The organism is Acinetobacter sp. ANC_7588 (assembly GCF_056783995.1).
Window position 1 is genome coordinate 65,893 of sequence record NZ_JBWYIU010000013.1, and the last position, 21,766, is coordinate 87,658.

Below are 21,766 nucleotides of genomic sequence, written 5' to 3' on the forward strand. Positions count from 1 at the left end.
GTCGATATGGCTAAGAAAGGTATGATTAATCGCGAATTGAAACGCGAAGCTACTGTTGCTAAATACGCTGCAAAACGTGCTGAATTAAAAGCTGTTATTGCAAACGTAAATGCAAGCGACGAAGAGCGTTTCGAAGCGATGATGAAGTTACAAGCATTACCACGTAATGCATCTCCAGTACGTCTTCGTAACCGTTGTGGTTTAACTGGTCGTCCTCATGGTTACTTCCGTAAGTTCGGTTTAAGCCGTAACAAATTACGTGACACAGTAATGCAAGGTGATGTACCGGGCGTTGTTAAGGCAAGCTGGTAAGGAGCACTATAAATGAGTATGCAAGATACCGTTGCCGACATGTTAACACGTGTTCGTAACGCACAAATGGCGAAGAAACAAACTGTTTCTATGCCAAACTCAAAGTTAAAAGTTGCGATTGCTAACGTTCTTCAACAAGAAGGTTATATCGCTGACGTAGCTGTTGCGGATGCTGAAGGCAAACCAACACTTACTTTGACTTTAAAATATTTCGAAGGCAAACCAGTTATTGAAACTGTGAAGCGCGTTAGCCGTCCAGGTTTACGTCAATATCGCGGTAAAGATAACCTTCCAAGCGTTAAGCAAGGTTTAGGTATTGCAATTGTTTCTACAAGCAAAGGCATCATGACTGATCGCGCTGCACGTGCTGCAGGTATCGGTGGTGAAGTTATTGCTTTTGTTTCTTAATAGGTGATTCCTCATGTCTCGTGTGGCTAAAGCCCCAGTAACTGTACCTAACGGTGTAACAGTTACTCAGAACGGCCGGCAGGTCGAAGTGAAAGGCAGCAAAGGTACTTTGTCTTTCAACCTGCATGCGCTGGTCGAGCTAAAACAGGAAGACGGTATTCTAGCTGTTGCTCCTAAAGCTGAATCTAAAGATGCTTGGATGCAAGCTGGTACTGCTCGCGCTGTGCTTAACAACCTTGTTAAAGGTGTTAGCGAAGGTTTCGAACGTAAGTTACAACTTATCGGTGTTGGTTATAAAGCTGCGGTTAAAGGGAACACAGTTCACCTTAACCTAGGTTTCTCTCACCCGATCGATTACAACCTTCCTGAAGGTGTAACTGCTGAAACTCCTACAGCTACTGAAATCGTGCTTAAATCTGCTGATAAAGCAGCTTTAGGTCAAGTTGCTGCAGATATCCGTGGTTACCGTCCACCAGAGCCATATAAAGGTAAAGGTGTTCGTTATTCTGATGAAGTTGTACTTCGTAAAGAAGCTAAGAAGAAATAAGGCGCGAGGTTCTTATGAACGAAAAGAAACAAACCCGTTTGCGTCGTGCGAAAAGCACACGCTTGCACATCCGTGCATTGGGTGCGACTCGTTTGTGTGTAAACCGCACTCCGCGTCACATCTATGCTCAAGTAATCTCAGCAGATGGTGGCAAAGTATTAGCGCAAGCTTCTACTTTAGATGCTACGTTACGTAGTGGTACTACAGGTAACGTTGAAGCAGCTACTAAAGTTGGTGCTTTAATCGCTGAACGTGCTAAAGCAGCTGGCGTAACTAAAGTTGCATTTGACCGTTCTGGTTTCAAATATCATGGTCGTATCAAAGCCTTGGCTGATGCTGCTCGTGAAAACGGCTTGGAGTTCTAATCATGGCTAAAGTTGAACAAAACGAAGGTCTTGTTGAAAAGCTGGTTGCCGTTGATCGTGTAGCCAAAGTTGTTAAGGGTGGTCGTATCTTCTCTTTCACAGCATTAACTGTTGTGGGTGATGGTAATGGTCGCGTAGGTTTTGGTCGTGGTAAAGCTCGTGAAGTTCCAGCTGCTATTTCTAAAGCACTTGAAGCTGCTCGTCGCAACATGATTACTGTTGAACTTGTTGATGGTACTGTTCAGCACCCTATCAACGCTCGTCACGGTGCTAGCCGTGTTTACATGCAACCTGCTTCTGAAGGTACTGGTGTAATTGCTGGTGGCGCTATGCGTGCTGTTTTAGAAGCTGTTGGTGTACGTAACGTATTAACTAAATGTTATGGTTCTACTAACGCTGCGAACGTAGTAAACGCGACTTTTAATGGTCTGCGTGATATGACTTCTCCTGAGAAAGTTGCTGCGAAACGTGGTCTTTCAGTAGCACAAATTCAAGGGTAATCAATCATGAAAACGATTAAAGTTACCCAGACTAAATCTGCATCGCATCGCTTGAAAAATCACAAGCTTAGCCTTAAAGGTTTAGGTCTGCGTCGTATTGGTCACACTGTAGAAGTTCAAGATACTCCTTCTAACCGTGGTATGATCAATCAAGTTTACTATATGGTTAGTGTAGAGGAATAAGCCATGACTCTGCGTTTAAATACAATTGCACCTGCAGAAGGTGCTAAACGTGATAACCTTCGTTTAGGCCGTGGTATTGGTTCTGGCGTTGGTAAGACTGGTGGCCGTGGTGTCAAAGGTCAAAACTCACGTAAGAGCGGTGGTACTCGTCCAGGTTTTGAGGGTGGTCAAACTGCATTATATCGTCGTCTACCTAAGTTCGGTTTCACTAGCCAATTGGCTTTGAAAACTGCTGAAGTACGTTTGTCTGAACTTAACAAAGTTGAAGGCGATATCGTGTCTCTTGAAACTTTAAAAGCAGCGAACGTTGTACGTAAAGATATGATTCGTGCTCGTATCGTTCTTTCTGGTGAAATCACTCGTGCATTCACTGTTCAAGGTGTTGCATTGACTAAAGGCGCTAAAGCTGCTGTTGAAGCTGCTGGCGGTAAAGTCGAGGAGTAATCGCGAGTGTCTATGTCTCCTAGTTCTACAGGTCATGTTCACATGATGAAAGGTCAACCATTTCACGTTAAATATCGTGAAATTATACGCCGATTAATGTTTTTAATTGGTGCTTTGGTGGTCTTTCGACTAGGAGCGCATATTCCGCTGCCAGGTATTGATAATGTCGCTTTAGAACGTTTCTTTAATGCAAACCAGGGTACTTTCCTTGGTTTGTTTAATATGTTCTCAGGCGGGGCATTGGAACGAATGTCCATTCTTGCGTTGGGGATCATGCCGTATATTTCTGCATCGATTATCGTGCAGTTAATGTCAACGGTTGTTCCTTCGCTGGAAGCATTGAAAAAAGAAGGCGAGCAGGGCAAGCGTAAGATTAACCAATATACGCGTTACGGCACATTATTCCTTGCAATTGTACAAGGTATTGGTATGTGTGCGGGTCTGATCAGTCAAGGGATTACCTTTACTTCAGGTTTAGCATTCTATATTCCTGCATTAACGTCTTTAGTTGCAGGTACCATGTTCTTAATGTGGTTGGGAGAGCAAATTACCGAACGTGGTGTTGGTAATGGGATCTCTATGATCATCTTTGCAGGTATTGTTGCTGGTTTACCAAGTATGGTTGTGCAATCATTTACCCTTGTGGAAAATGGTCAATCAAGTTTAATTGGTATTGCTATATTTGGCTTATTGTCTTTAGCTGTTTTAGCTGCGATTGTGTTTATTGAAAAAGCACAACGTCGTATACCTGTTAACTATGCTCAAAAGCAGCAAGGTCGCCGAGTATTTACTGCACAGCAGACTCACTTACCATTAAAAATAAATATGGCGGGTGTAATTCCAGCAATTTTCGCAAGTTCGTTATTGCTGTTTCCTGCAAGTTTAGGTCAATGGTTAGGTAGTTCTGATCCTAATGCAGGGATCGTTAAGCGTACACTACAAGATTTGGCATTAGTTTTATCGCCTGGACAACCATTATATTTGGTGCTATTCGGTGCGCTTATTATTTTCTTCTGTTATTTTTATACGGCACTAGTTTTCAGTCCTAAAGAAGTATCAGAAAACTTAAAGCGTAGTGGAGCTTATGTACCTGGTATCCGCCCAGGTGAGCAAACTGCTCGTTATTTAGATCATATTCTTAGTCGTTTAACATTTATCGGTTCGATTTATATCACTGTTGTATGTTTAATGCCGATGGTTCTTCAAAGTTCTTTTGGTATTCCATTCCATTTGGGTGGTACATCACTGTTGATCGTGGTTGTTGTAGTAATGGACTTTATGGCTCAACTACAGGCACATCTCACATCGCGCCAATATGATAATCAAACACTAATGAGTAAAACGACTGCTCATCCTAAGGGATAAGCGCACTTAGAGGTTTCATCATGAAAGTTCAAGCTTCTGTAAAGAAAATTTGTGGTAGCTGTAAAGTTATCCGTCGTAATGGGGTAATCCGCGTGATTTGTAGCGCTGAACCTCGTCATAAGCAGCGTCAAGGTTAATCTGATCAAGACCTGTTGATTTCAGTAGGCTAATTAGGTTATTATCCGCCCCTCAAAGATTTTGTGGGGCGGTTGATTATCTCTACTGCCTTTTTGGAGAAAGTGAATGGCTCGTATTGCCGGTGTAAACATTCCGGATAACAAGCATGCTGTTATCTCTCTTACGTATATCTTTGGTATTGGTCGCCATACTGCTAAGCAAATCTTAGCTGCAACTGGTATTGCACCAACTACTAAGATCCGTGAATTAGATGACGCTCAGCTTGATGCGATTCGTGCAGAAGTTGCTAAGGTTCCGACCGAAGGTGACTTACGTCGCGAAATTTCCATGAACATTAAACGTTTAATGGATTTAGGCTGCTACCGCGGTCTTCGTCATCGTCGCAGCTTGCCTGTCCGCGGACAACGCACCAAAACTAACGCACGTACCCGTAAAGGTCCGCGCAAACCTATTAAGAAATAAGATTTCTGGAAGCTAAAAGATGGCTAAAGATACTCGCACACGCAAGAAGGTCACTCGTACCGTCTCTGAAGGTGTTGCACACATTCACGCTTCTTTTAATAACACCATTGTGACTATTACCGATCGTCAAGGTAATGCACTGGCTTGGGCCACTTCAGGTGGACAAGGCTTCCGTGGATCACGTAAATCAACTCCGTTTGCTGCTCAGGTAGCTGCTGAAGTTGCTGGTAAAGCTGCTTTAGATTACGGTTTGAAAAACTTGGACGTCCTTGTTAAAGGTCCTGGTCCAGGTCGTGAATCTGCGGTTCGTGCTTTAGGTGCAGTGGGTTATAAAATTAATAGCATTACCGATGTGACTCCAATTCCTCACAACGGTTGCCGTCCACCTAAAAAACGTCGCGTGTAAGGAGAAACATTCATGGCTCGTTATATTGGTCCAAAATGCAAACTCTCTCGCCGCGAAGGGACAGACCTGCAACTTAAATCAGGCGTTAAACCGTTTGATGTTAAGACAAAAAAACATGCTAAAGCTCCTGGCCAACATGGTGGAGCTCGTGGTGGTAAACAATCAGAGTACTCACTACAATTACGTGAAAAACAAAAAGTACGTCGTATGTACGGTGTTTTAGAACGTCAATTTAGTAACTACTATAAAGAAGCTGCTCGTGTTAAAGGCGCAACAGGTGAAAACTTGTTGAAATTGCTTGAAAGCCGTTTAGATAACGTTGTTTATCGTATGGGCTTTGGTTCTACACGTGCAGAAGCTCGTCAGCTTGTATCTCACCGTTCAATCACTTTAAATGGTCGTCGTGTTAACATCGCGTCAATCCAAGTTAAAGCTGGTGACGTGATTGCAGTACACGAAGGCGCTAAACAACAATTACGTATTAAAAACGCAATTGAATTGGCTGCTCAACGTGGAACTCCTTCTTGGATGGAAGTTGACCATTCTAAATTAGAAGGTACATTCAAATCTGCACCTGATCGTTCTGATTTACCTGCTGAAATCAACGAAAGCTTGATTGTTGAATTGTATTCTAAATAATCCTTGAGGTAGCAATAATGACGCGTACTGCAAACGAGTTTCTAACTCCGCAAGCGATCAAGGTCGAAGCGGCAAGCGGGACCTCGGCAAAAGTGATTCTAGAACCTTTAGAGCGTGGCTTTGGTCATACTCTAGGTAATGCTTTACGTCGCATTCTTTTATCATCTTTACCTGGCGCTGCTGTGGTTGAAGTTGAGATTGAAGGCGTCGAGCACGAGTACAGTACTTTAGAAGGCTTGCAGCAGGACATCGTCGAGCTCTTGCTGAACCTTAAAGGATTGTCTATTAAGCTGTTCGATCAAAATGAAGCATATTTGACATTAGAGAAACAAGGTCCTGGCGATGTAACTGCCGCTGATCTTCGTTTACCTCACAATGTTGAAGTGGTTAACCCTGAACATTTGATCGGCACGTTAAGTGCTTCAGGCTCATTGAAAATGCGCTTGAAAGTTGTTCAAGGTCGTGGTTATGAGACTTCTGATTCTCGCTTCCCAGAAGGTGAAACTCGCCCAGTGGGACGTTTACAATTAGATGCGTCTTATAGCCCGATTAAACGTGTTTCTTACACAGTTGAAAATGCTCGTGTAGAACAACGTACAGACCTTGACAAGTTGGTCATTGATCTTGAAACAAACGGGACTGTTGATCCTGAAGAAGCGATCCGTAAAGCGGCAACAATCTTGCAACAACAAATTGCAATCTTTGTTGATCTTCAGAAAGATCAAGCTCCAGTTGCTCAAGAACCTCGTGAAGAAGTTGACCCAATCTTGCTTCGTCCAGTAGATGATCTAGAGCTTACTGTTCGTTCTGCTAACTGTTTGAAAGCAGAAAATATTTACTACATTGGTGATCTTGTTCAACGTACTGAAGTTGAGTTGTTAAAAACTCCTAACTTAGGTAAAAAATCGTTGACTGAGATCAAAGATGTTCTGGCTTCAAAAGGCTTACAACTCGGCATGCGTTTAGAAAACTGGCCACCAGCTAGTTTACGTATGGACGATCGTTTTGCCTATCGTAGTCGTTAATTAAGTAGGACTATCACCATGCGTCATCGTAATAGTGGTGTGAAATTAGGCCGTACAAGCAGTCATCGTAAAGCGATGTTCCAAAACATGGCTAATTCTTTGTTTGAACACGAGTTGATCAAAACAACTGTGCCTAAAGCAAAAGAGTTACGTCGTGTAGCTGAGCCTTTAATCACTTTAGCTAAAGTCGATACAGTAGCAAACCGTCGTTTAGCGTTTGCTCGTACTCGTTCAGCAGCAACTGTTGGTAAATTATTTACCGTTCTTGGCCCTCGTTACAAAGAACGTAACGGCGGTTATCTACGTGTTCTTAAAGCGGGCTTCCGTGCAGGTGATGCTGCACCGATGGCTTACGTTGAGCTAGTAGATCGCGAAGTTAAATAATTTCGTGTAGAACATCGCAAGTTGTTCAAAAAAGGTCGGTTGAATAAACCGGCCTTTTTTTGTCTAACAATTGGCATTACTTGACCTGAATTGATATGTTTTTTGCAACTTTTAGTCAAACTTGACATTGTGTATTGTCAAAAATATGTTTTAATAAAAATGTTCTTATAAAAAGGTTAATAAAAGAAATGGATAAGCAAGTCGATATTCTTATTGTTGGTGCTGGTATCTCTGGAATTGGAATTGCAGCACATTTAATTAAAAATAATCCGAACCGTAAATTTGAAATACTCGAACGTCGTAAAAGTTTCGGTGGAACGTGGGATTTGTTTAAATACCCAGGTATTCGCTCCGACTCAGATATGTCTACTTTTGGCTACAATTTTAAGCCATGGCGTAAAGCGAATGTGCTTGCAGATGGCGCTTCGATTAAAGGTTACTTGGGTGAAGTTGTAAGTGAGTACAATATTAAAGAAAAAATTCATTTTGAGCATCGTGTAGTTTCTGCGAATTACGATACTTCAATCAAAAAATGGATTGTAGAAATCGAAGATCAAAATGAAAAGAAACAAACTTGGCAAGCTAATTTTGTCTTAGGCTGCACAGGCTATTATAACTACGATCAAGGTTTCCAACCTGATTTTCCAAATCAAGATAAATTTAAAGGTCAATTGATTCATCCACAATTTTGGCCTGAAAATTTAGATTATACCGGCAAGAAAGTAGTTATCATTGGTAGTGGAGCAACTGCAATCACTTTAGTACCAGCAATGGCAAAAGGTGGGGCTGGGCATGTAACAATGTTACAACGTTCACCAACTTATATTGCTTCAATTCCTTCGATTGATTTTGTTTATGACAAAACACGTAAATTTATGACAGAGGACATGGCATATAAGTTCACGCGTGCTCGTAATATCGGAATGCAACGTGCAATTTTTGCTTTGTCAAAAAAACAACCTCAACTGGTTCGCAAGTTACTTCTTAAATCTATTGAAATGCAGTTGAAAGGTAAAGTGGATATGAAACACTTTACCCCAAATTACAATCCTTGGGATCAACGTTTATGTGTAGTGCCAGACGGTGATTTATTCAAAATTTTACGTAGTGGTAAAGCAAGTGTTGAAACAGATCATATTGAATCATTCACTGAAAATGGTATTCAATTGAAATCTGGTAAACACTTAGATGCAGATATCATTGTTTCTGCGACTGGTCTAGAAATTCAAATTATGGGCGGTATCAAAGCGACTGTTGATGGTCAGCCGATCAAGACTAGCGAACATATGCTTTATAATGGTGTGATGGTAAGTGATGTACCAAATATGGCGATGGTCATTGGTTATGTGAACGCGTCATGGACCTTAAAAGTAGATGTAGTCGCTGATTATATTTGCCGTCTATTCAAATTTATGGATCAGAACGGTTATGATGAAGTTGTCGCACCAACTGACCATTCTGCAATGCTCGATGAAACAGTTATGGGTGAAATGTCATCAGGTTATATTGCGCGTGCGGCTGATCAACTTCCAAAACAAGGTACTAAGGCACCTTGGATGGCAACGCATAACTATTTAGCTGATCGTAAAGATCTCAAAAATGCGACTTTTAATGATGGTATTTTAAAATTTGCGAAGGCTCCGGCACAGTCTGTAAAAAAGCCTAAATTAGTGTCTTAATGAATAGCTATTAAAATAAAAAAGGAAGCGAAAGCTTCCTTTTTCTATCTACAAAGAACGTGATATGAGTTCTTTCATGATTTCATTGGTACCTGCATAAATACGATTTGCACGGTTGTCGATATATGCGCGTGCAATAGGGTATTCAAGCATGAAGCCATAGCCACCGTGTAACTGCAAGCATTCATCGACGACTTTAGAGAACATATCAGAAATTTTATATTTTGCAGCTGCAGCCGCATCTACACCTAACGTACCCTCAAGCTGTAATTCCATACAACGATCTAAATAAGAACGACAAAAGTCTATTTCAGTTCGAAGTTCTGCTAGCTTAAAACGTGTATTTTGAAATGCGCCAATTGGCTTGCCAAATGCTTTACGATCTTTTGTATATTGTACTGTGTGTGCAAAGGCAGCTTCTGCACCAGCTTGGCAGATAATCGCTACAAGCATACGTTCCCAAGCGAGTTCTTTCATAAGCATGATGAAGCCCATGCCTTCCATACCAATCAAATTTTCCTTTGGTACACGAACATTATCAAAGAACAATTCGCAAGTATCTTGTCCTTTCATACCAATTTTATTGAGTGGTTTACCTTTGGTGAATCCTGCTCGATCAGCTTCGACAATGATAAGCGATAAGTTGGCTGAACCTTTATCACTATTACCTGTTTTGCACACAACAATCGCCATGTCACATAGATAACCATTGGTAATAAAAATTTTAGAACCATTGATAACATATTCATCGCCATCTAAAACTGCAGAAGTTCGTACAGCTTGTAAGTCTGAACCTGTACCAGGCTCAGTCATCGCAATGGCAGTGACAACTTCGCCAGAAGCCATTTTAGGGAGCCATTTTTTCTTCTGCTCTTCGTTGGCAAAATTATTCAGGTAGTTCGCAACAATATCCGAATGCAATGAAAAACCAGTTGATGAATCCATTGCATAAGCTTGTTCTTCAATGAGGATCATACTGTAGAGTCGATCTACACCATATCCACCATATTCTTCAGGCATTGTGGTGCACAATAGACCCATTTCACCCGCTTTATTCCATAAGTCACGATCTACATGTTGTTGTTCTTCGTATTTGGCAATATTTGGAACGACTTCTTTTTCATAGAATTTTCGGACAGTATCACGAAAGGCTTCATGTTCTGCATTGAATAATTTTCGAGGCAACATATTAGGAATTGGTCGAATTGCGCCTGATTGCATATTTATATTTCCATAAGTGTTATTAGATTAGCCACAACATAAGAGAGCCTGAACATTGGTGCAATGTGTTGAATGCTCAAAACACAAGAAATGCTGATGAATTTGGTCAATTGATATTTTTAAAACACAAAGCTCATGGCTTCAGTTAAAATGGAATGAACACAGATTAGGGGATAAAAATGTACGATGAATTAACGCTTGAAGAGCGTAAAGTTATCTATCGCGCACGTCGTGGGTTAAAAGAAATTGACGTGTATTTTGATCCTTATGTAAAGCAATACTATTTGCAAGCTGAACCTGAAGAGAAAGCAATGTTTGCTGAATTGGTTGAGCAAGAAGATCCTGATTTATTGGATTGGTTTATGGAGGTTTCTGAACCACCTCGACCTGAATTGCGCCAATTTATTCAAAAATTAAAAGATTATGTCCATAATCCATGAGCGTTATTCACTGAAACACAGCCTTTATTCAGCTGTGTTTCACGCTTTCTTTATGTTCATCATGAGTATTACTTTATTAATCAGTATTGAGCTCATTTATGCTTTAAGCAGTATTATATTTATACTGATTATCTGGTGGAGTTTTAGAAAAAAACCACAATTAAGTGAATTACAAAAACTAGACAAAGATTTATGGTCGATTCAAATGACTTCAAATCCAAAAATATACCAAGCAAAACTGACTCGAGTTTTTCATTTTCATTACTTGGTGGTACTCAGTTTTAACGAAAAGAAATTAGATTCTTTGGTGATTTGGAGAGATCAAATAGATGAAAAACAATGGAAAAGCTTGATTACTCATGCAAATTTTGGCTAATTGTTAGACAAAAAGTGCTTTATTTTAAAATTTAAAACATAATAAAAAACAATTATTTAAAAACGTATAGTATGAACAAAAAATGAATTGTTTGACGAAAATGAAAGAAAATCAAATTGTTAGACAAAAATGCGATGAAATCTAAATTTCTAAAGTACATTAAATATACCAACAGCTAATGAGGAATTTCAAAATGAGCGAAATTCATATGTGGTTGTTTCTAGTGGTTGCTGCTGTTATGGCAATTATAATTGGAAGACTAGGAACTGTGCTGAAGGAACGAATTGAACACCACAACAACGAACAAAATAAACTCTCTTGAGTTTACCATTTAATAAGTAGCATGTGCCGAACCGTCGCAATGCTACTTTTTTTTGCCCAAAATTTTAACAATTCAAAAAATAAGTCAATTATTTCAATTCAGATCAATGACAGACTAATTGTTAATGAAGTGCATTGCTGCACTTTTATTCAGCGATTGCATCTGATATTTTAAATCGCAAGGATGACAAAATTATAAAATTGAGGACAGGAAGTATGTCTAAATTAAAGACTCAAGGTCTTTTCACGGCAATTGCGGTTGTAGCAGCTACAACTTTATCTGGATGTTCATACGTAATCAAAACTGGTGCGAATGCATCACTTGCGTTTAGTGAAAAACACATCTTACCGCCAGTACTCTCAATGGGTGATGTGGATATGGTGTGTAATCAGGGCACAGCTTTGACTCCTGTGATTATGGCGACTAAAGATATGGGTGCTGATCCGACCCGTATGGCAGTTCTTTTATATTCAGCTTCAGGGATGTGTGCAGAAAATCGTGCCTTAGATGCAGAATTAAGATACCTAAGAGCATCAAAAGCAGGTCAAGTGACAGAAGCACAAGATGCGCGTATTGAACAAAAGCGCTGGGCTGCTGTTGCTGCCGAACGTCAATATACGGGTTATCAATTGTTTGCGGAGCGTTGGCAGTCTAAATATAAATATAATTTAGGTGACTCATGTCCAACTATGCGTCGTAATCTTGACCAAACAGTATATCTGTTAGGTATGTTAAGTGGCTTACAAGCGATGACCAATGATATTGCTTCTGGTGGTCAAGTGCATGTTCCTAAAGATATCGCAGCAATTGTTGAACGTGGCATGGTCTGCCTCGATAACAACAAGTTCTGGGGCGTACCGAATGCTACTCGAGCAGTGATTTGGACATTATTACCTGGAGCTGATGCAGGTAAACCAGATCCATACCAAACGCTTAAACAATCTATGCAAATTGGTGAGCAAAAAGGAGTACGCTTATCGCATGCCTTGTATGCTGTTGCAGCACAAGCCAGTGGTGACGATGCAAAAATACGTGATGCATTACGTTCTTATGCCGCTTCACGTGCTGAAGAAGTTCCTGTAAATCCAGAGTTTAAGTTATTGGATAATATGGCAGGACAAATGATACAAGCGATCTCAGACCGTTATTGGACGGAGAATACAGGTGTCCGAACTGAAGCAGATGGAATGTCGAGCTTCTGGGATGATCAAGCGACCAATGAAGCCGATGATCTTTTCGAGAACACATTAGGCGAATAAGATTTTTTAATTTTGTTCAAAATTAAAAATGGAGTTATTCAAGAAAAAGAGCTTTAAGCTCTTTTTCTTTTAGGAATACGAAAGATGAAAGATACTATCCTGATTCGAAAAATACTGTTTATTGCATGCTGTATCAGTATTGCTGCTAGTTTGCAGATTTTTCAGGAGTATTTTTTCTATTGGCGTCCTGTATTGGATGAAGAAATTTGGCGAGTATGGACAGCTCACTATGTACATGTGGGATGGATACACTATGCATTGAATATGGTGGGTTTAGCCTGCCTACCATTCATCTTCCCATATGTCAAAATTAGGTACATGTTGTACTTGTTGATCGCACTCCCGCCATTAATTAGTTTAAGTTTTTTTTATGTTTATCCTCGCGTTGAAGCTTATGCAGGTCTATCAGGGGTGCTACATGGTATGTATATGGCTTTGGCAGTTTATTTTTTTAAATTTGAAAAAGAACGTAAATTCTCGCTGCTTGTATTAGCTTTAATCACGGGCAAAATTTTGTGGGAAAATATCTTTGGTTCTCTCGATACTGCGCAAATGATTGGTAGCCCAGTATTGGTTGAAGCACATTTAACAGGTGCAATATGGGGGGCATTACTCAGCATGCTCTTTTTAATTTATCAGCATATCTCCGTGAAGGACACACACATCTCTTAATTCCTCTGATGCTTAATTATCACTTATTTTAATGTGTGATCAGATTCAAATCTTTTGCATTTATTTTTTTAAGGTCATATTTGTTTAAAAAAAGAAATACAGTATGGTATAGCCTACTGATTTAGTTGGTTTTTATCTCGCTCTTAAGAGGTGAATTGATGAAAATTGGCATAAATTTAAAAAAAATGGAAAAGTCAGTCATTCTTTTTTAAAAAAAAATCAGTCAGATTCATGTGATAAAAGTGGTAAGGAAATTAGGTAAAGGATTTTGCCTAAGCCCGAATTAGAAAAGATGAGCTGTACAGGCAATGTATAGCAGTATTAAATAATGGAATAACAATGCAAGAGCCTTCTAAAAAGAGATCTGGGTTAGGTCTACTTAGTTATATATGGACTGAGTGGATATCTGCGTTTACGATTTTGCTTCTACTGTTACTGACGCTCATCATCGGGACAGGAGAAATGATTCACGGGCAGATGTTACGTATAGGTGAAAGTCTATACGGTGACGAAAAAATTGGTATGCAGTATTCATTCTTGCGTGCCGAACCTGAAAAGCCAGTCTGTGATCGAAATCCAAATATTGACCTTTTGGTTCAAAACCAAATGCAAGCCAATGCAAAAGATGAATTTGCAGATATCTTTGGTACAACGTCTGAAGAAGATGTTCGTGCCTCTGTATTGGCTGGTCAACAGTTATGTGAAGAAAAATATGCCTTCTACGATAAGTCAATTCAGTATTTAGAAGATAATCCTTCAATACGAACTTACCGAACCATGGAAACAACTTTCTTTGGTATTTTCCAATTTGGTACGGAAAATAAGGCAGTTCTATTGATTATCATGGTGGTACTTGCAGCGATCACTGCAACACTTAAAATCCACCACATTGGTCTACGCGGTCCAAGTTCTGTTTTAGATTATCGGGTTTACGCTGTCGCAATGATACTTGCGAACAGTTTCTTAACCAGTTCAGCGATCAGTCAGTATAGATCTGTATTGAACTCTGGTGTTCCGCCAACCAGTGAGATGACAATCATCTATTGGTTATGGATAATCTTGTTCAGTACACTGACATTAATTAGTTTGTACCAATTGTTCCGTGTACCAGAAAATGCGAAGCCAGGTGGTACGATTGGCATGGCATTATTGTCAGTCCCACTTTATGCCTATATGGCGATCACAACAGGATTTAACTTTACCTTTGTGATGGACTATCCAATGGGTCAAGGGATTTATTTAGGGCAGCTGGTTGAGTTCTCTACCATTTTCCTTAATTTATCACTGTTCATTTGGGCAGGTATGCTGCTAAAGCAGACCTTGATTGTTGATAAATTCCTAAACATTTTACGTCCATGGAATCTAGCGCCTGAAACGCTTACCTGGTTAATCTTACTTGCTGCTGCATTACCTACAGCTTATACAGGTGCATCAGGTATTTTTGTAATCGCTGCAGGTGCGATCATTTATAAAGAAGTTTGGAATGCGGGCGGACGCCGTCAATTCGCTTTGGCTACGGCTGCAATGTCAGGTTCGCTTGGTGTGGTACTCCGTCCATGTCTATTGATTGTTGTTGTTGCATCGCTGAACAAAGAAGTGACGACTGACTTGTTATACCAATATGGTATTGGTGTTTTCCTCATCACTTCAACTTTGTTCTTATTGATTTCACTGTTCTTTGCTGAGCAAAAATTCCGTATTGCAGCGCCATCAGTTGCATTCCCGAATTCAGCTAAGGCATTAGTGGCAGTAGTTCCTTATGTGATCGTATTCCTGATTGTGTGGGCATTCTACAAGTATGCGTTAAATACCAACTTGAATGAGTTTACTGCACCAGTCATGATGCCAATCATCTTACTTGTCATGGTGCTTTATGAAAAATTACGTCATGAACCAGCACCGCTCGCACCAGTAGGACATTGGGATACGACATTAAGCCATACTTCGGTTGAACAAGAAGCAGCTAAGGCGCGAGTGTCAGCATCTGAAATTGCAGCACAGGATAGTCCAGACAATCCTGCACGTAAAGTGAGTTTCTGGAAGTCAATTCATGTATCTGCAAGTGAAACAGTCGGACATATCGGGGCGCTTGTGATCTTAATGGCATTGTCTGTCAGCGTTGGTGGATACTTAGAGCGTATCGAGTTGATGGAACACTTCCCAACGGATATTGAAAATATCTATATCGTGATTACCTTGATCGTATGTCTCATGGTATTCGTCGGGATGATTATGGATCCGTTTGGTGCTGTCATCTTAATTTCAGCAACAGTTGCTCCTGTCGCCTACGCTTATGGTATAGATCCTGTTCACTTCTGGATGATTGCTTTAATTGGTTTCGAATTGGGTTATGTATCACCTCCAGTTGCACTCAATCACTTGCTCGCAAGGCAGTCGATTGGTGATGAAGAGGTGGCTGCTGCCGATGCAGAAGTGAAAGATAAAACGTTCTACTACAAATACGAACGTTGGATTCTTCCTCTGATTGTGATGATTCCAGCTATGTTAATTATCGCCTATGTACCTTATATCTTTAAGTTATTTGGTTGGTATCAATAATTAAATAAAATAAGCACCTTCGGGTGCTTATTTTTTAATGAATTTACAATAAAGCCAGCTCTATAGAGCTGGCTTTATTGACTTTAAGCATCTTAATTTCTTGGACTAGGTTTAAATTGAATAACACCAATTTCGTCTGCAACCTCAGGCATTTGAGGTTCGTCAATGTGTGTCGGACGATTTTCAGAATAGTTGCATTCAATACATTCGATCCATTCTGAATCACCTGAAGTGAGCATGACAATACGATCCATAGCTTCACATTTCGGACATTTTGCACCTGCAATGAAACGACGTTTGATCGACATAATGACTCTCACCTTCAAAAATTAGTAGCGTAGTTTAAGCAGTTTTAGTGTCATTCGTCCAACCTTGATGGCGTAATAATGCATCAATTTTAGGCTCACGACCTCTAAATTTAACAAAGGCATCAAGCGCTGTATCTTTACCGCCTACAGCCAGCACTGCCTTGCGGAAAGCAAGTCCAGTCTCTTGGTTGAAGATCCCTTCTTGTTCAAAGCGATCGAATGCATCACTTGCTAAAACTTCAGCCCATTTGTAAGAGTAGTAGCCTGCGGCATAACCCCCTGCGAAAATATGGCTAAAACTATTTTGGAATCGGTTGTATGGTGCTGTAGGGAGAACAGCATATTGTTCACGAATTTCGTTTAAGGATTGTTGAATACCTGTTGCATCTAAAGCAGGAGATTGTTTATGTATATTCAAATCAAACATGGCAAACTCAAGCTGTCGAAGGGTTTGCATGCCTGATTGGAAAAATCTCGCATCCAAAAGAGACTTAAGGAGTTCTTCAGGTAACGGTGTTTTGGTTTCAATGTGTTGGCTGATTAAAGCCAAGCTTTCATTATCCCAAGTCCAGAATTCCATAAACTGACTTGGCAGCTCGACGGCATCCCAAGCGACACCATGTGTGCCTGCTACAGAGATATGATCTACTTCTGTGAGCATATGATGCAGACCATGTCCAAACTCATGGAAAAGAGTAACGACTTCATCATGTGTCAAAAGCGCAGATTGTTGACCAATCGGTGGTGTAAAATTACCGACCATGTAACAAATCGGTTTCTGCATGCCATTGTTGGTTTGCATACGTGAGCGGAATCCGCTCATCCATGCTCCACCACGTTTCCCACTTCTAGCGTACAAGTCAAAATAGAATCCACCTATGACACTGCCTTGATCTTCAAGCTCATAATATCGTGCATCTGGATGCCATACTGGTGCTTCACGTTCAATGACTTGAATACCATATAAACGCTCCACAATTTTAAATAAACCTTGAATGACGACAGGGGTAGGGAAGTATGGCTTAAGTGCTTCCTGAGACAGATTAAACTGTTGAACTTTGAGTTTTTCCGAGAAATACGTCGTGTCCCAAGGTTGTAGTTCATCTACACCATAAGATTGAGCAATTGCTTTTAATGCCTCAATTTCTTGTAGGGCAGGTTTACGAGCATGTTCTGCCAACTCAATCAGGAATTGATCTACAGCTTCAACACTTGGAGCCATCTTACTTGCCAGTGAATATGCTGCATAATGATCAAAACCTAAAAGTTGAGCCATTTCTTGGCGCAATTTGAGAATTTCTTCCATCACCGCAGTATTGTCATATTCAGGGTGATCTGACTGATCCGACGCTCGCGTGGTATATGCTTTATATAAGGCTTCGCGAAGCTCTCGATTATCTGCGTAAGTCATGATCGCAAGATAAGAAGGGAAATCCAATGTCGCCACGGCTTGATCGAGTTCACGTTGTTGACCGTATTGCTTTAGCAGTTCGATACTGCTCGCAGGTAAACCAGCAAGTTCATCTTCAGTTAATGGTTTGAAATATGATTGTGTGGCATCAAGAACGTGGTTAGAAAAATCTGAAGAAAGCTGCGATAAACGAGCTGATATTTCTGCGTAGCGTTTTTTTGCATCGCCTTCTAGAGCCACGCCTGAGAGTTTAAAGTCTCTAAGTGCAAGTTTAATCGCACTCTGTTGAGCTTCTGGTAAATCCGAAAAAATAGGTGCATCATGCACATGTTGGTAGGTTTGATAGAGCGCAGTATGTTGCCCTAATTGTGTGTAGTATTCACTTAAGCTAGGTAAAAGAGACTGATAAATCTCGCGGGTTTCAGGATTGTTCATCACAGCATTTAAGTGAGACAAAATTCCCCAAGATTCGCTCATTTGGTTTTCTAATTCATCGATTTGATCGAGCACATTTAATTGTAATTGTACCGTGTCTGGGACTTTCTCGAGTTGGTTTATAAAGTGTTGACCATTTTGAATCGCTTGTTCAATCTGTGCTTTAAGTTGATCAAGTGTAATTTGAGAAAAATCGGGTACAGGCAAAGTTGCCTTTTCTAAAGTCATTCAAGGACCTAATTGATTCATTTACTTCATTTAGATGTAGGGGTTTATGGACTTTAAATCAAGTGATACATTCAATTATTTACGTAAGTGCTAAATAAAGAATCGGTGCACTTGATTATAAATTAAAAAAATAAAGCTTAAAAAAAAGAGCACCGTAGCGCTCTTTAAAGATTTAGTCTAATTTAGCTTTCGCATTCGACTTTTTCTTTTTCACTTTAGCTTTCTTTTTCGCTTTATCTTTTACTTTTCCATCAGATTTTTTGTCTGATTTTTTAGAATAAGAGCTTGGTTTTGCCTTGGACTTTTTCTTACGAACAGGGCGTTCACCGTTTTCATCTTTATCTTTTAGGAGTTCGACAGGCTCATTCAACATGCGATTTAACGCTTCTTGCTTGGTGACCGGTTTTTCCTTTACGACACGTGGTGCTCGACTACGAATAGCGCGACCTGCATGGCTGAGTTGTTGAATCAATTCAAAATCAATCTTACGTTCTTCTAAATTGACACCTGCAACCTTGATGCGTACTTCATCACCCAAACCGAAGGTCTGACCACGATTTTGCCCAACTAAACTTTGACTCGCTTGATCGAAGACAAAGAAGTCATCGCCAAGCTGGCTTACATGGACCATACCATCGACATATAAATCTTTTAAAGTGACAAATAGACCAAACTCAGCCGTAGCACTAATGACGCCAACAAACTCTTCACCAAGATGCTGTTGCATATAATGGCATTTTAACCAAGTGGTTACTGAGCGAGAAGCTTCATCAGCTCGACGTTCTGTTGCCGAGAAATGATTACCGGCTTCTTCTAGTGCGCCACCTGAGACTGGTGCAGGTTTATTTTTCAGGTGTGCTTTGATAGCACGATGTAATAATAAATCTGGATAACGACGAATTGGAGAGGTGAAATGAGTGTATGCCTCATACGCCAAACCATAGTGACCAGCGTTATTTGGCCCATAATAAGCTTGCATCATGGAGCGAAGAAGCACAGCATGAATACTTGGCGCATCAATACGGTCTTTAGTGGCTTCAATGACCGCTTGGTAGTCCGCTTGCGTAGGTTGATCAGGGAATTTCAAACCTAATAACTTAACAAAGTCGCGAACTTTTTGAATGCGTGAGAATTCAGGTGGCTCATGCACACGATACAACATTGGAATTTCGTGTTTTAAAGCAAATTCAGCAGCAGCGACATTGGCTAACAACATACATTCTTCAATGAGTTTATGAGCATCGTTACGTGATCTTGGTAGAATTTCTTTAATTCCACCAAGTTCATCAAAGGTCATGTACGTTTCAACGGTTTCAAATTCCATTGCATGGCGTTCTGCACGTAAACCTTTTAATACTTGGTAAAGTTGGAATAATGTATTCAGTGATTTACGCACTGTACGATCTTCAGGTACAGCTTGACTATCACCTTCAAAATATTTTGCAACTTGGTCATAGGTGAGTCGTGCTTTAGAGTGCATCACCGACGGATAGAATTCAAATTTTGTGACTTTACCTGCGCGACTTAAATTCAAATCACAGACCATACATAGACGATCGACATTTGGGTTGAGTGAGCATAAGCCATTTGAAAGTGCTTCAGGCAACATCGGTAAGACAAAGTGAGGGAAGTACACAGACGTACCGCGTTCTTGTGCTTCATCATCTAAAGGTTTACCAATACGAACATAATGACTGACATCTGCAATTGCAACCACGACGCGATAGCCGCCACCAGGACGTTTTTCTGCATAGACAGCATCGTCGAAGTCACGCGCATCTTCACCGTCAATTGTGACTAAGGGTAAATCTCTTAAATCAATGCGTCCTTGACGATCTCGTGCTGTCGGTTCTTTAAAACTTTCAGCTTCTTGAACTACTTCTTCTGGAAATTCGTAAGGTAAACCATATTCTAAAATGGTTTGAGGAATAATAATTTCAGTATCAGATTTGTCGGCCATAGATTGAATAATATGACCTGTAGCAAACTCTTCACGATTTGGAAAATCATCAATTTCAACTCGAAGAGAATCACCAACTTTAGCTTTCGCATGCGCAATGAGTTCTTTTTCTAAGGTAATCGGTTGATGCGCATTTGGATTTGCTGGTTGAATGAAGTATTCACCTTCATATTCTGCGAGTTTCCCAATGATTTGTTTGACGCGTCGTTGGGTAATTTCAGTAATGAAACCCCATGGTTTACCTTTACGGTCAACAGAGGTCTGTTGAACTTTAACTCGGTCACCATGGAAGACTTGACGTAATTCACGCTCAGGTAACAAATATTCTTCTTTCTTACCATCTATACTCGCAACCCCTAAACCTTTGCTATTGATATAGATGGTCGCATCATGAACAGGTTGATCTGCCATAAGCTGGAACTTATAACCTTCTTTCGTCAATTGACCATCACGAACCATCGCACTTAAACGGTGACTAAGTGCTTCAATACTTTTTTGATCCGCAATTTCGAAGTGTTCCACAAGGTCTGCATGAGACAATGCTTTTTTCTTATTCTCAATCGTTTCTAGAATCAGAACACGGCTTGGAATAGGATTATCGTAACGTTCAGCTTCCGCTTTGGCTTCAGGGTCGACCCAATTTTTCATAATGTCTTTGGCTTCATATCAGAAGATAAGTTTAGCATAAGACATGATGAGAAATACTGCACGTAAATGATTGCAATAAAGTGTTTTTAGTTCATAAATTATAAAAGAGATGCAGAATAGACAGTATTAAAGTGAAATTAATGCAGATTAAAGGCAAAAAAACTGAAAATTGTTTAAAAAATATATGATTGAACAAAAAACATAGAATTTTTTAAATTCTCACTTGAAGAGTAGGGACGAAGTTTGTATTATGGCGTCTCGTTACGGTGAGGTGGATGAGTGGCTGAAATCACTTCCCTGCTAAGGAAGCATACCTATTACTGGTATCGAGGGTTCGAATCCCTCTCTCACCGCCAACGATAAACTTGAAATGCGCTCATAGCTCAGCTGGATAGAGCACTTGGCTACGAACTAAGGGGTCGGGAGTTCGAATCTCTCTGAGCGCACCAATCAAGTTAATCGATGTAACGAAGTCGTAAGACACTCAAGTACGCGCTCATAGCTCAGCTGGATAGAGCACTTGGCTACGAACTAAGGGGTCGGGAGTTCGAATCTCTCTGAGCGCACCAACTTGATCATCTCTAAGATGTAAAAAAGAGAAGAAACCGCTTAATTGCGGTTTTTTTGTTTCTAGAATGAAGTGATGCTATAAATCATCATATTTTATTAGCTACTTAAGAAAGAAATAAATTTTAAAATTTCTACACATATTATTTTTAATTAATAGATATTAGCTCTTATAAAAACATCATCAATCCAACTCAGGATTGTTTGGAATTTGGATTGATCTTGTTGACCATCTCTTAAATTGTTGATTATCTAGCCATAATTTACATTTACGTATAAATACTGTTCGCTTGATTTAAATTTTATTAAAAAGTACTTAACAAATAATAATATTCATATATAATGCACTCCATCAAGACGTCGCGCTCATAGCTCAGCTGGATAGAGCACTTGGCTACGAACTAAGGGGTCGGGAGTTCGAATCTCTCTGAGCGCACCAACTTGATCATCTCTAAGATGTAAAAAAGAGAAGAAACCGCTTAATTGCGGTTTTTTTGTGTCTA

General features: G+C 40.1%; 24 protein-coding genes and 4 tRNA genes. 24 read left to right on the forward strand and 4 right to left on the reverse strand.

The genetic code is table 11. The features are described 5' to 3' along the window. Nucleotides 1-6 precede the first annotated feature (6 nt). The 15 genes from rpsN (at nt 7) to AC1M9J_RS12540 (ending at nt 8,857) form a co-directional block, all read left to right on the forward strand. Nucleotides 7-312, forward strand: coding sequence for a 30S ribosomal protein S14 (gene rpsN, locus AC1M9J_RS12470; protein WP_067731180.1), 306 nt, complete (start codon nt 7-9; stop codon nt 310-312). 12 nt (nt 313-324) lie between these two features. Further along, the gene (gene rpsH, locus AC1M9J_RS12475) at nt 325-720 is read left to right on the forward strand and encodes a 30S ribosomal protein S8 (RefSeq protein ID WP_035265132.1); all 396 of its coding nucleotides are present in this window, start codon (nt 325-327) and stop codon (nt 718-720) included. A 13-nt stretch (nt 721-733) separates the two neighbouring features. After that, nucleotides 734-1,267, forward strand: coding sequence for a 50S ribosomal protein L6 (gene rplF / locus AC1M9J_RS12480; RefSeq protein WP_035265135.1), 534 nt, complete (start codon nt 734-736; stop codon nt 1,265-1,267). Between the two features lie 14 nt (nt 1,268-1,281). Then, a complete protein-coding gene (rplR, locus tag AC1M9J_RS12485; protein ID WP_035265138.1) occupies nt 1,282-1,632 on the forward strand; it encodes a 50S ribosomal protein L18 in 351 nt (116 codons plus the stop codon). A 2-nt stretch (nt 1,633-1,634) separates the two neighbouring features. Then, complete coding sequence (gene rpsE / locus AC1M9J_RS12490; protein WP_035265141.1) at nt 1,635-2,132, forward strand: 30S ribosomal protein S5; 498 nt, start codon at nt 1,635-1,637, stop codon at nt 2,130-2,132. 6 nt (nt 2,133-2,138) lie between these two features. Then, entirely contained in the window at nt 2,139-2,315 is a 177-nt protein-coding gene (gene rpmD, locus AC1M9J_RS12495; RefSeq protein ID WP_004786899.1) for a 50S ribosomal protein L30, read from the forward strand. Nucleotides 2,316-2,318: 3 nt separating this feature from the next. Continuing rightward, nucleotides 2,319-2,759, forward strand: a complete 441-nt coding sequence (rplO, locus tag AC1M9J_RS12500; RefSeq protein ID WP_179999269.1) for a 50S ribosomal protein L15 — start codon at nt 2,319-2,321, stop codon at nt 2,757-2,759. Between the two features lie 45 nt (nt 2,760-2,804). After that, nucleotides 2,805-4,124: a preprotein translocase subunit SecY gene (secY, locus tag AC1M9J_RS12505; RefSeq protein ID WP_171076742.1), complete on the forward strand. Its 1,320-nt coding sequence runs from the start codon at nt 2,805-2,807 to the stop codon at nt 4,122-4,124. A 20-nt stretch (nt 4,125-4,144) separates the two neighbouring features. Next, nucleotides 4,145-4,261 (forward strand): 50S ribosomal protein L36, encoded by a 117-nt coding sequence (gene rpmJ / locus AC1M9J_RS12510; protein WP_000867907.1) that lies wholly within the window; start codon nt 4,145-4,147, stop codon nt 4,259-4,261. Nucleotides 4,262-4,367: 106 nt separating this feature from the next. Beyond that, complete coding sequence (gene rpsM / locus AC1M9J_RS12515) at nt 4,368-4,724, forward strand: 30S ribosomal protein S13 (protein ID WP_035265156.1); 357 nt, start codon at nt 4,368-4,370, stop codon at nt 4,722-4,724. 19 nt (nt 4,725-4,743) lie between these two features. After that, the gene (gene rpsK, locus AC1M9J_RS12520; RefSeq protein WP_001040166.1) at nt 4,744-5,130 is read left to right on the forward strand and encodes a 30S ribosomal protein S11; all 387 of its coding nucleotides are present in this window, start codon (nt 4,744-4,746) and stop codon (nt 5,128-5,130) included. A 12-nt stretch (nt 5,131-5,142) separates the two neighbouring features. Continuing rightward, the gene (gene rpsD, locus AC1M9J_RS12525; RefSeq protein WP_035265160.1) at nt 5,143-5,769 is read left to right on the forward strand and encodes a 30S ribosomal protein S4; all 627 of its coding nucleotides are present in this window, start codon (nt 5,143-5,145) and stop codon (nt 5,767-5,769) included. Nucleotides 5,770-5,786: 17 nt separating this feature from the next. Then, complete coding sequence (locus AC1M9J_RS12530) at nt 5,787-6,794, forward strand: DNA-directed RNA polymerase subunit alpha (protein ID WP_035265161.1); 1,008 nt, start codon at nt 5,787-5,789, stop codon at nt 6,792-6,794. Between the two features lie 18 nt (nt 6,795-6,812). Further along, nucleotides 6,813-7,178 (forward strand): 50S ribosomal protein L17, encoded by a 366-nt coding sequence (gene rplQ, locus AC1M9J_RS12535; protein ID WP_034587447.1) that lies wholly within the window; start codon nt 6,813-6,815, stop codon nt 7,176-7,178. A 179-nt stretch (nt 7,179-7,357) separates the two neighbouring features. After that, nucleotides 7,358-8,857 (forward strand): flavin-containing monooxygenase, encoded by a 1,500-nt coding sequence (locus AC1M9J_RS12540; protein ID WP_481952421.1) that lies wholly within the window; start codon nt 7,358-7,360, stop codon nt 8,855-8,857. A gap of 48 nt (nt 8,858-8,905) precedes the next feature. Here the strand turns inward: AC1M9J_RS12540 and AC1M9J_RS12545 are convergent, their stop codons facing one another. Beyond that, nucleotides 8,906-10,078, reverse strand: a complete 1,173-nt coding sequence (locus AC1M9J_RS12545) for an acyl-CoA dehydrogenase family protein (protein ID WP_035265167.1) — start codon at nt 10,076-10,078, stop codon at nt 8,906-8,908. A gap of 179 nt (nt 10,079-10,257) precedes the next feature. Between AC1M9J_RS12545 and AC1M9J_RS12550 the strand changes: the two genes are divergently transcribed. The 5 genes from AC1M9J_RS12550 to AC1M9J_RS12570 all read left to right on the forward strand — a co-directional run bounded on the left by AC1M9J_RS12550 (nt 10,258) and on the right by AC1M9J_RS12570 (nt 15,706). Then, the gene (locus tag AC1M9J_RS12550) at nt 10,258-10,518 is read left to right on the forward strand and encodes an FAD assembly factor SdhE (protein WP_035265169.1); all 261 of its coding nucleotides are present in this window, start codon (nt 10,258-10,260) and stop codon (nt 10,516-10,518) included. A gap of 61 nt (nt 10,519-10,579) precedes the next feature. After that, complete coding sequence (locus AC1M9J_RS12555; protein WP_481592038.1) at nt 10,580-10,894, forward strand: hypothetical protein; 315 nt, start codon at nt 10,580-10,582, stop codon at nt 10,892-10,894. A 537-nt stretch (nt 10,895-11,431) separates the two neighbouring features. Further along, complete coding sequence (locus AC1M9J_RS12560; protein ID WP_035265182.1) at nt 11,432-12,475, forward strand: hypothetical protein; 1,044 nt, start codon at nt 11,432-11,434, stop codon at nt 12,473-12,475. Between the two features lie 84 nt (nt 12,476-12,559). Beyond that, nucleotides 12,560-13,147, forward strand: a complete 588-nt coding sequence (gene rrtA / locus AC1M9J_RS12565) for a rhombosortase (RefSeq protein WP_092768072.1) — start codon at nt 12,560-12,562, stop codon at nt 13,145-13,147. Nucleotides 13,148-14,320: 1,173 nt separating this feature from the next. Beyond that, nucleotides 14,321-15,706 carry a TRAP transporter large permease subunit gene (locus AC1M9J_RS12570; RefSeq protein WP_373687203.1) on the forward strand — a complete coding sequence of 462 codons (1,386 nt, stop codon included), beginning with the start codon at nt 14,321-14,323 and terminating at the stop codon, nt 15,704-15,706. Between the two features lie 92 nt (nt 15,707-15,798). Here the strand turns inward: AC1M9J_RS12570 and AC1M9J_RS12575 are convergent, their stop codons facing one another. The 3 genes from AC1M9J_RS12575 to rnr all read right to left on the reverse strand — a co-directional run bounded on the left by AC1M9J_RS12575 (nt 15,799) and on the right by rnr (nt 20,699). Further along, complete coding sequence (locus AC1M9J_RS12575; protein WP_481586819.1) at nt 15,799-16,008, reverse strand: YheV family putative zinc ribbon protein; 210 nt, start codon at nt 16,006-16,008, stop codon at nt 15,799-15,801. Between the two features lie 40 nt (nt 16,009-16,048). Further along, nucleotides 16,049-18,088, reverse strand: coding sequence for a M3 family metallopeptidase (locus tag AC1M9J_RS12580; RefSeq protein WP_481952408.1), 2,040 nt, complete (start codon nt 18,086-18,088; stop codon nt 16,049-16,051). Between the two features lie 172 nt (nt 18,089-18,260). Further along, entirely contained in the window at nt 18,261-20,699 is a 2,439-nt protein-coding gene (gene rnr / locus AC1M9J_RS12585) for a ribonuclease R (RefSeq protein WP_481608177.1), read from the reverse strand. A 262-nt stretch (nt 20,700-20,961) separates the two neighbouring features. Here rnr and AC1M9J_RS12590 point away from each other — a divergent pair. The 4 genes from AC1M9J_RS12590 to AC1M9J_RS12605 all read left to right on the forward strand — a co-directional run bounded on the left by AC1M9J_RS12590 (nt 20,962) and on the right by AC1M9J_RS12605 (nt 21,702). After that, a tRNA-Ser gene (locus tag AC1M9J_RS12590) sits at nt 20,962-21,052 on the forward strand. 16 nt (nt 21,053-21,068) lie between these two features. Further along, nucleotides 21,069-21,145: transfer RNA gene (locus AC1M9J_RS12595), tRNA-Arg, on the forward strand. 43 nt (nt 21,146-21,188) lie between these two features. Further along, nucleotides 21,189-21,265: transfer RNA gene (locus AC1M9J_RS12600), tRNA-Arg, on the forward strand. Between the two features lie 360 nt (nt 21,266-21,625). Further along, nucleotides 21,626-21,702: transfer RNA gene (locus AC1M9J_RS12605), tRNA-Arg, on the forward strand. Nucleotides 21,703-21,766: the final 64 nt, after the last annotated feature.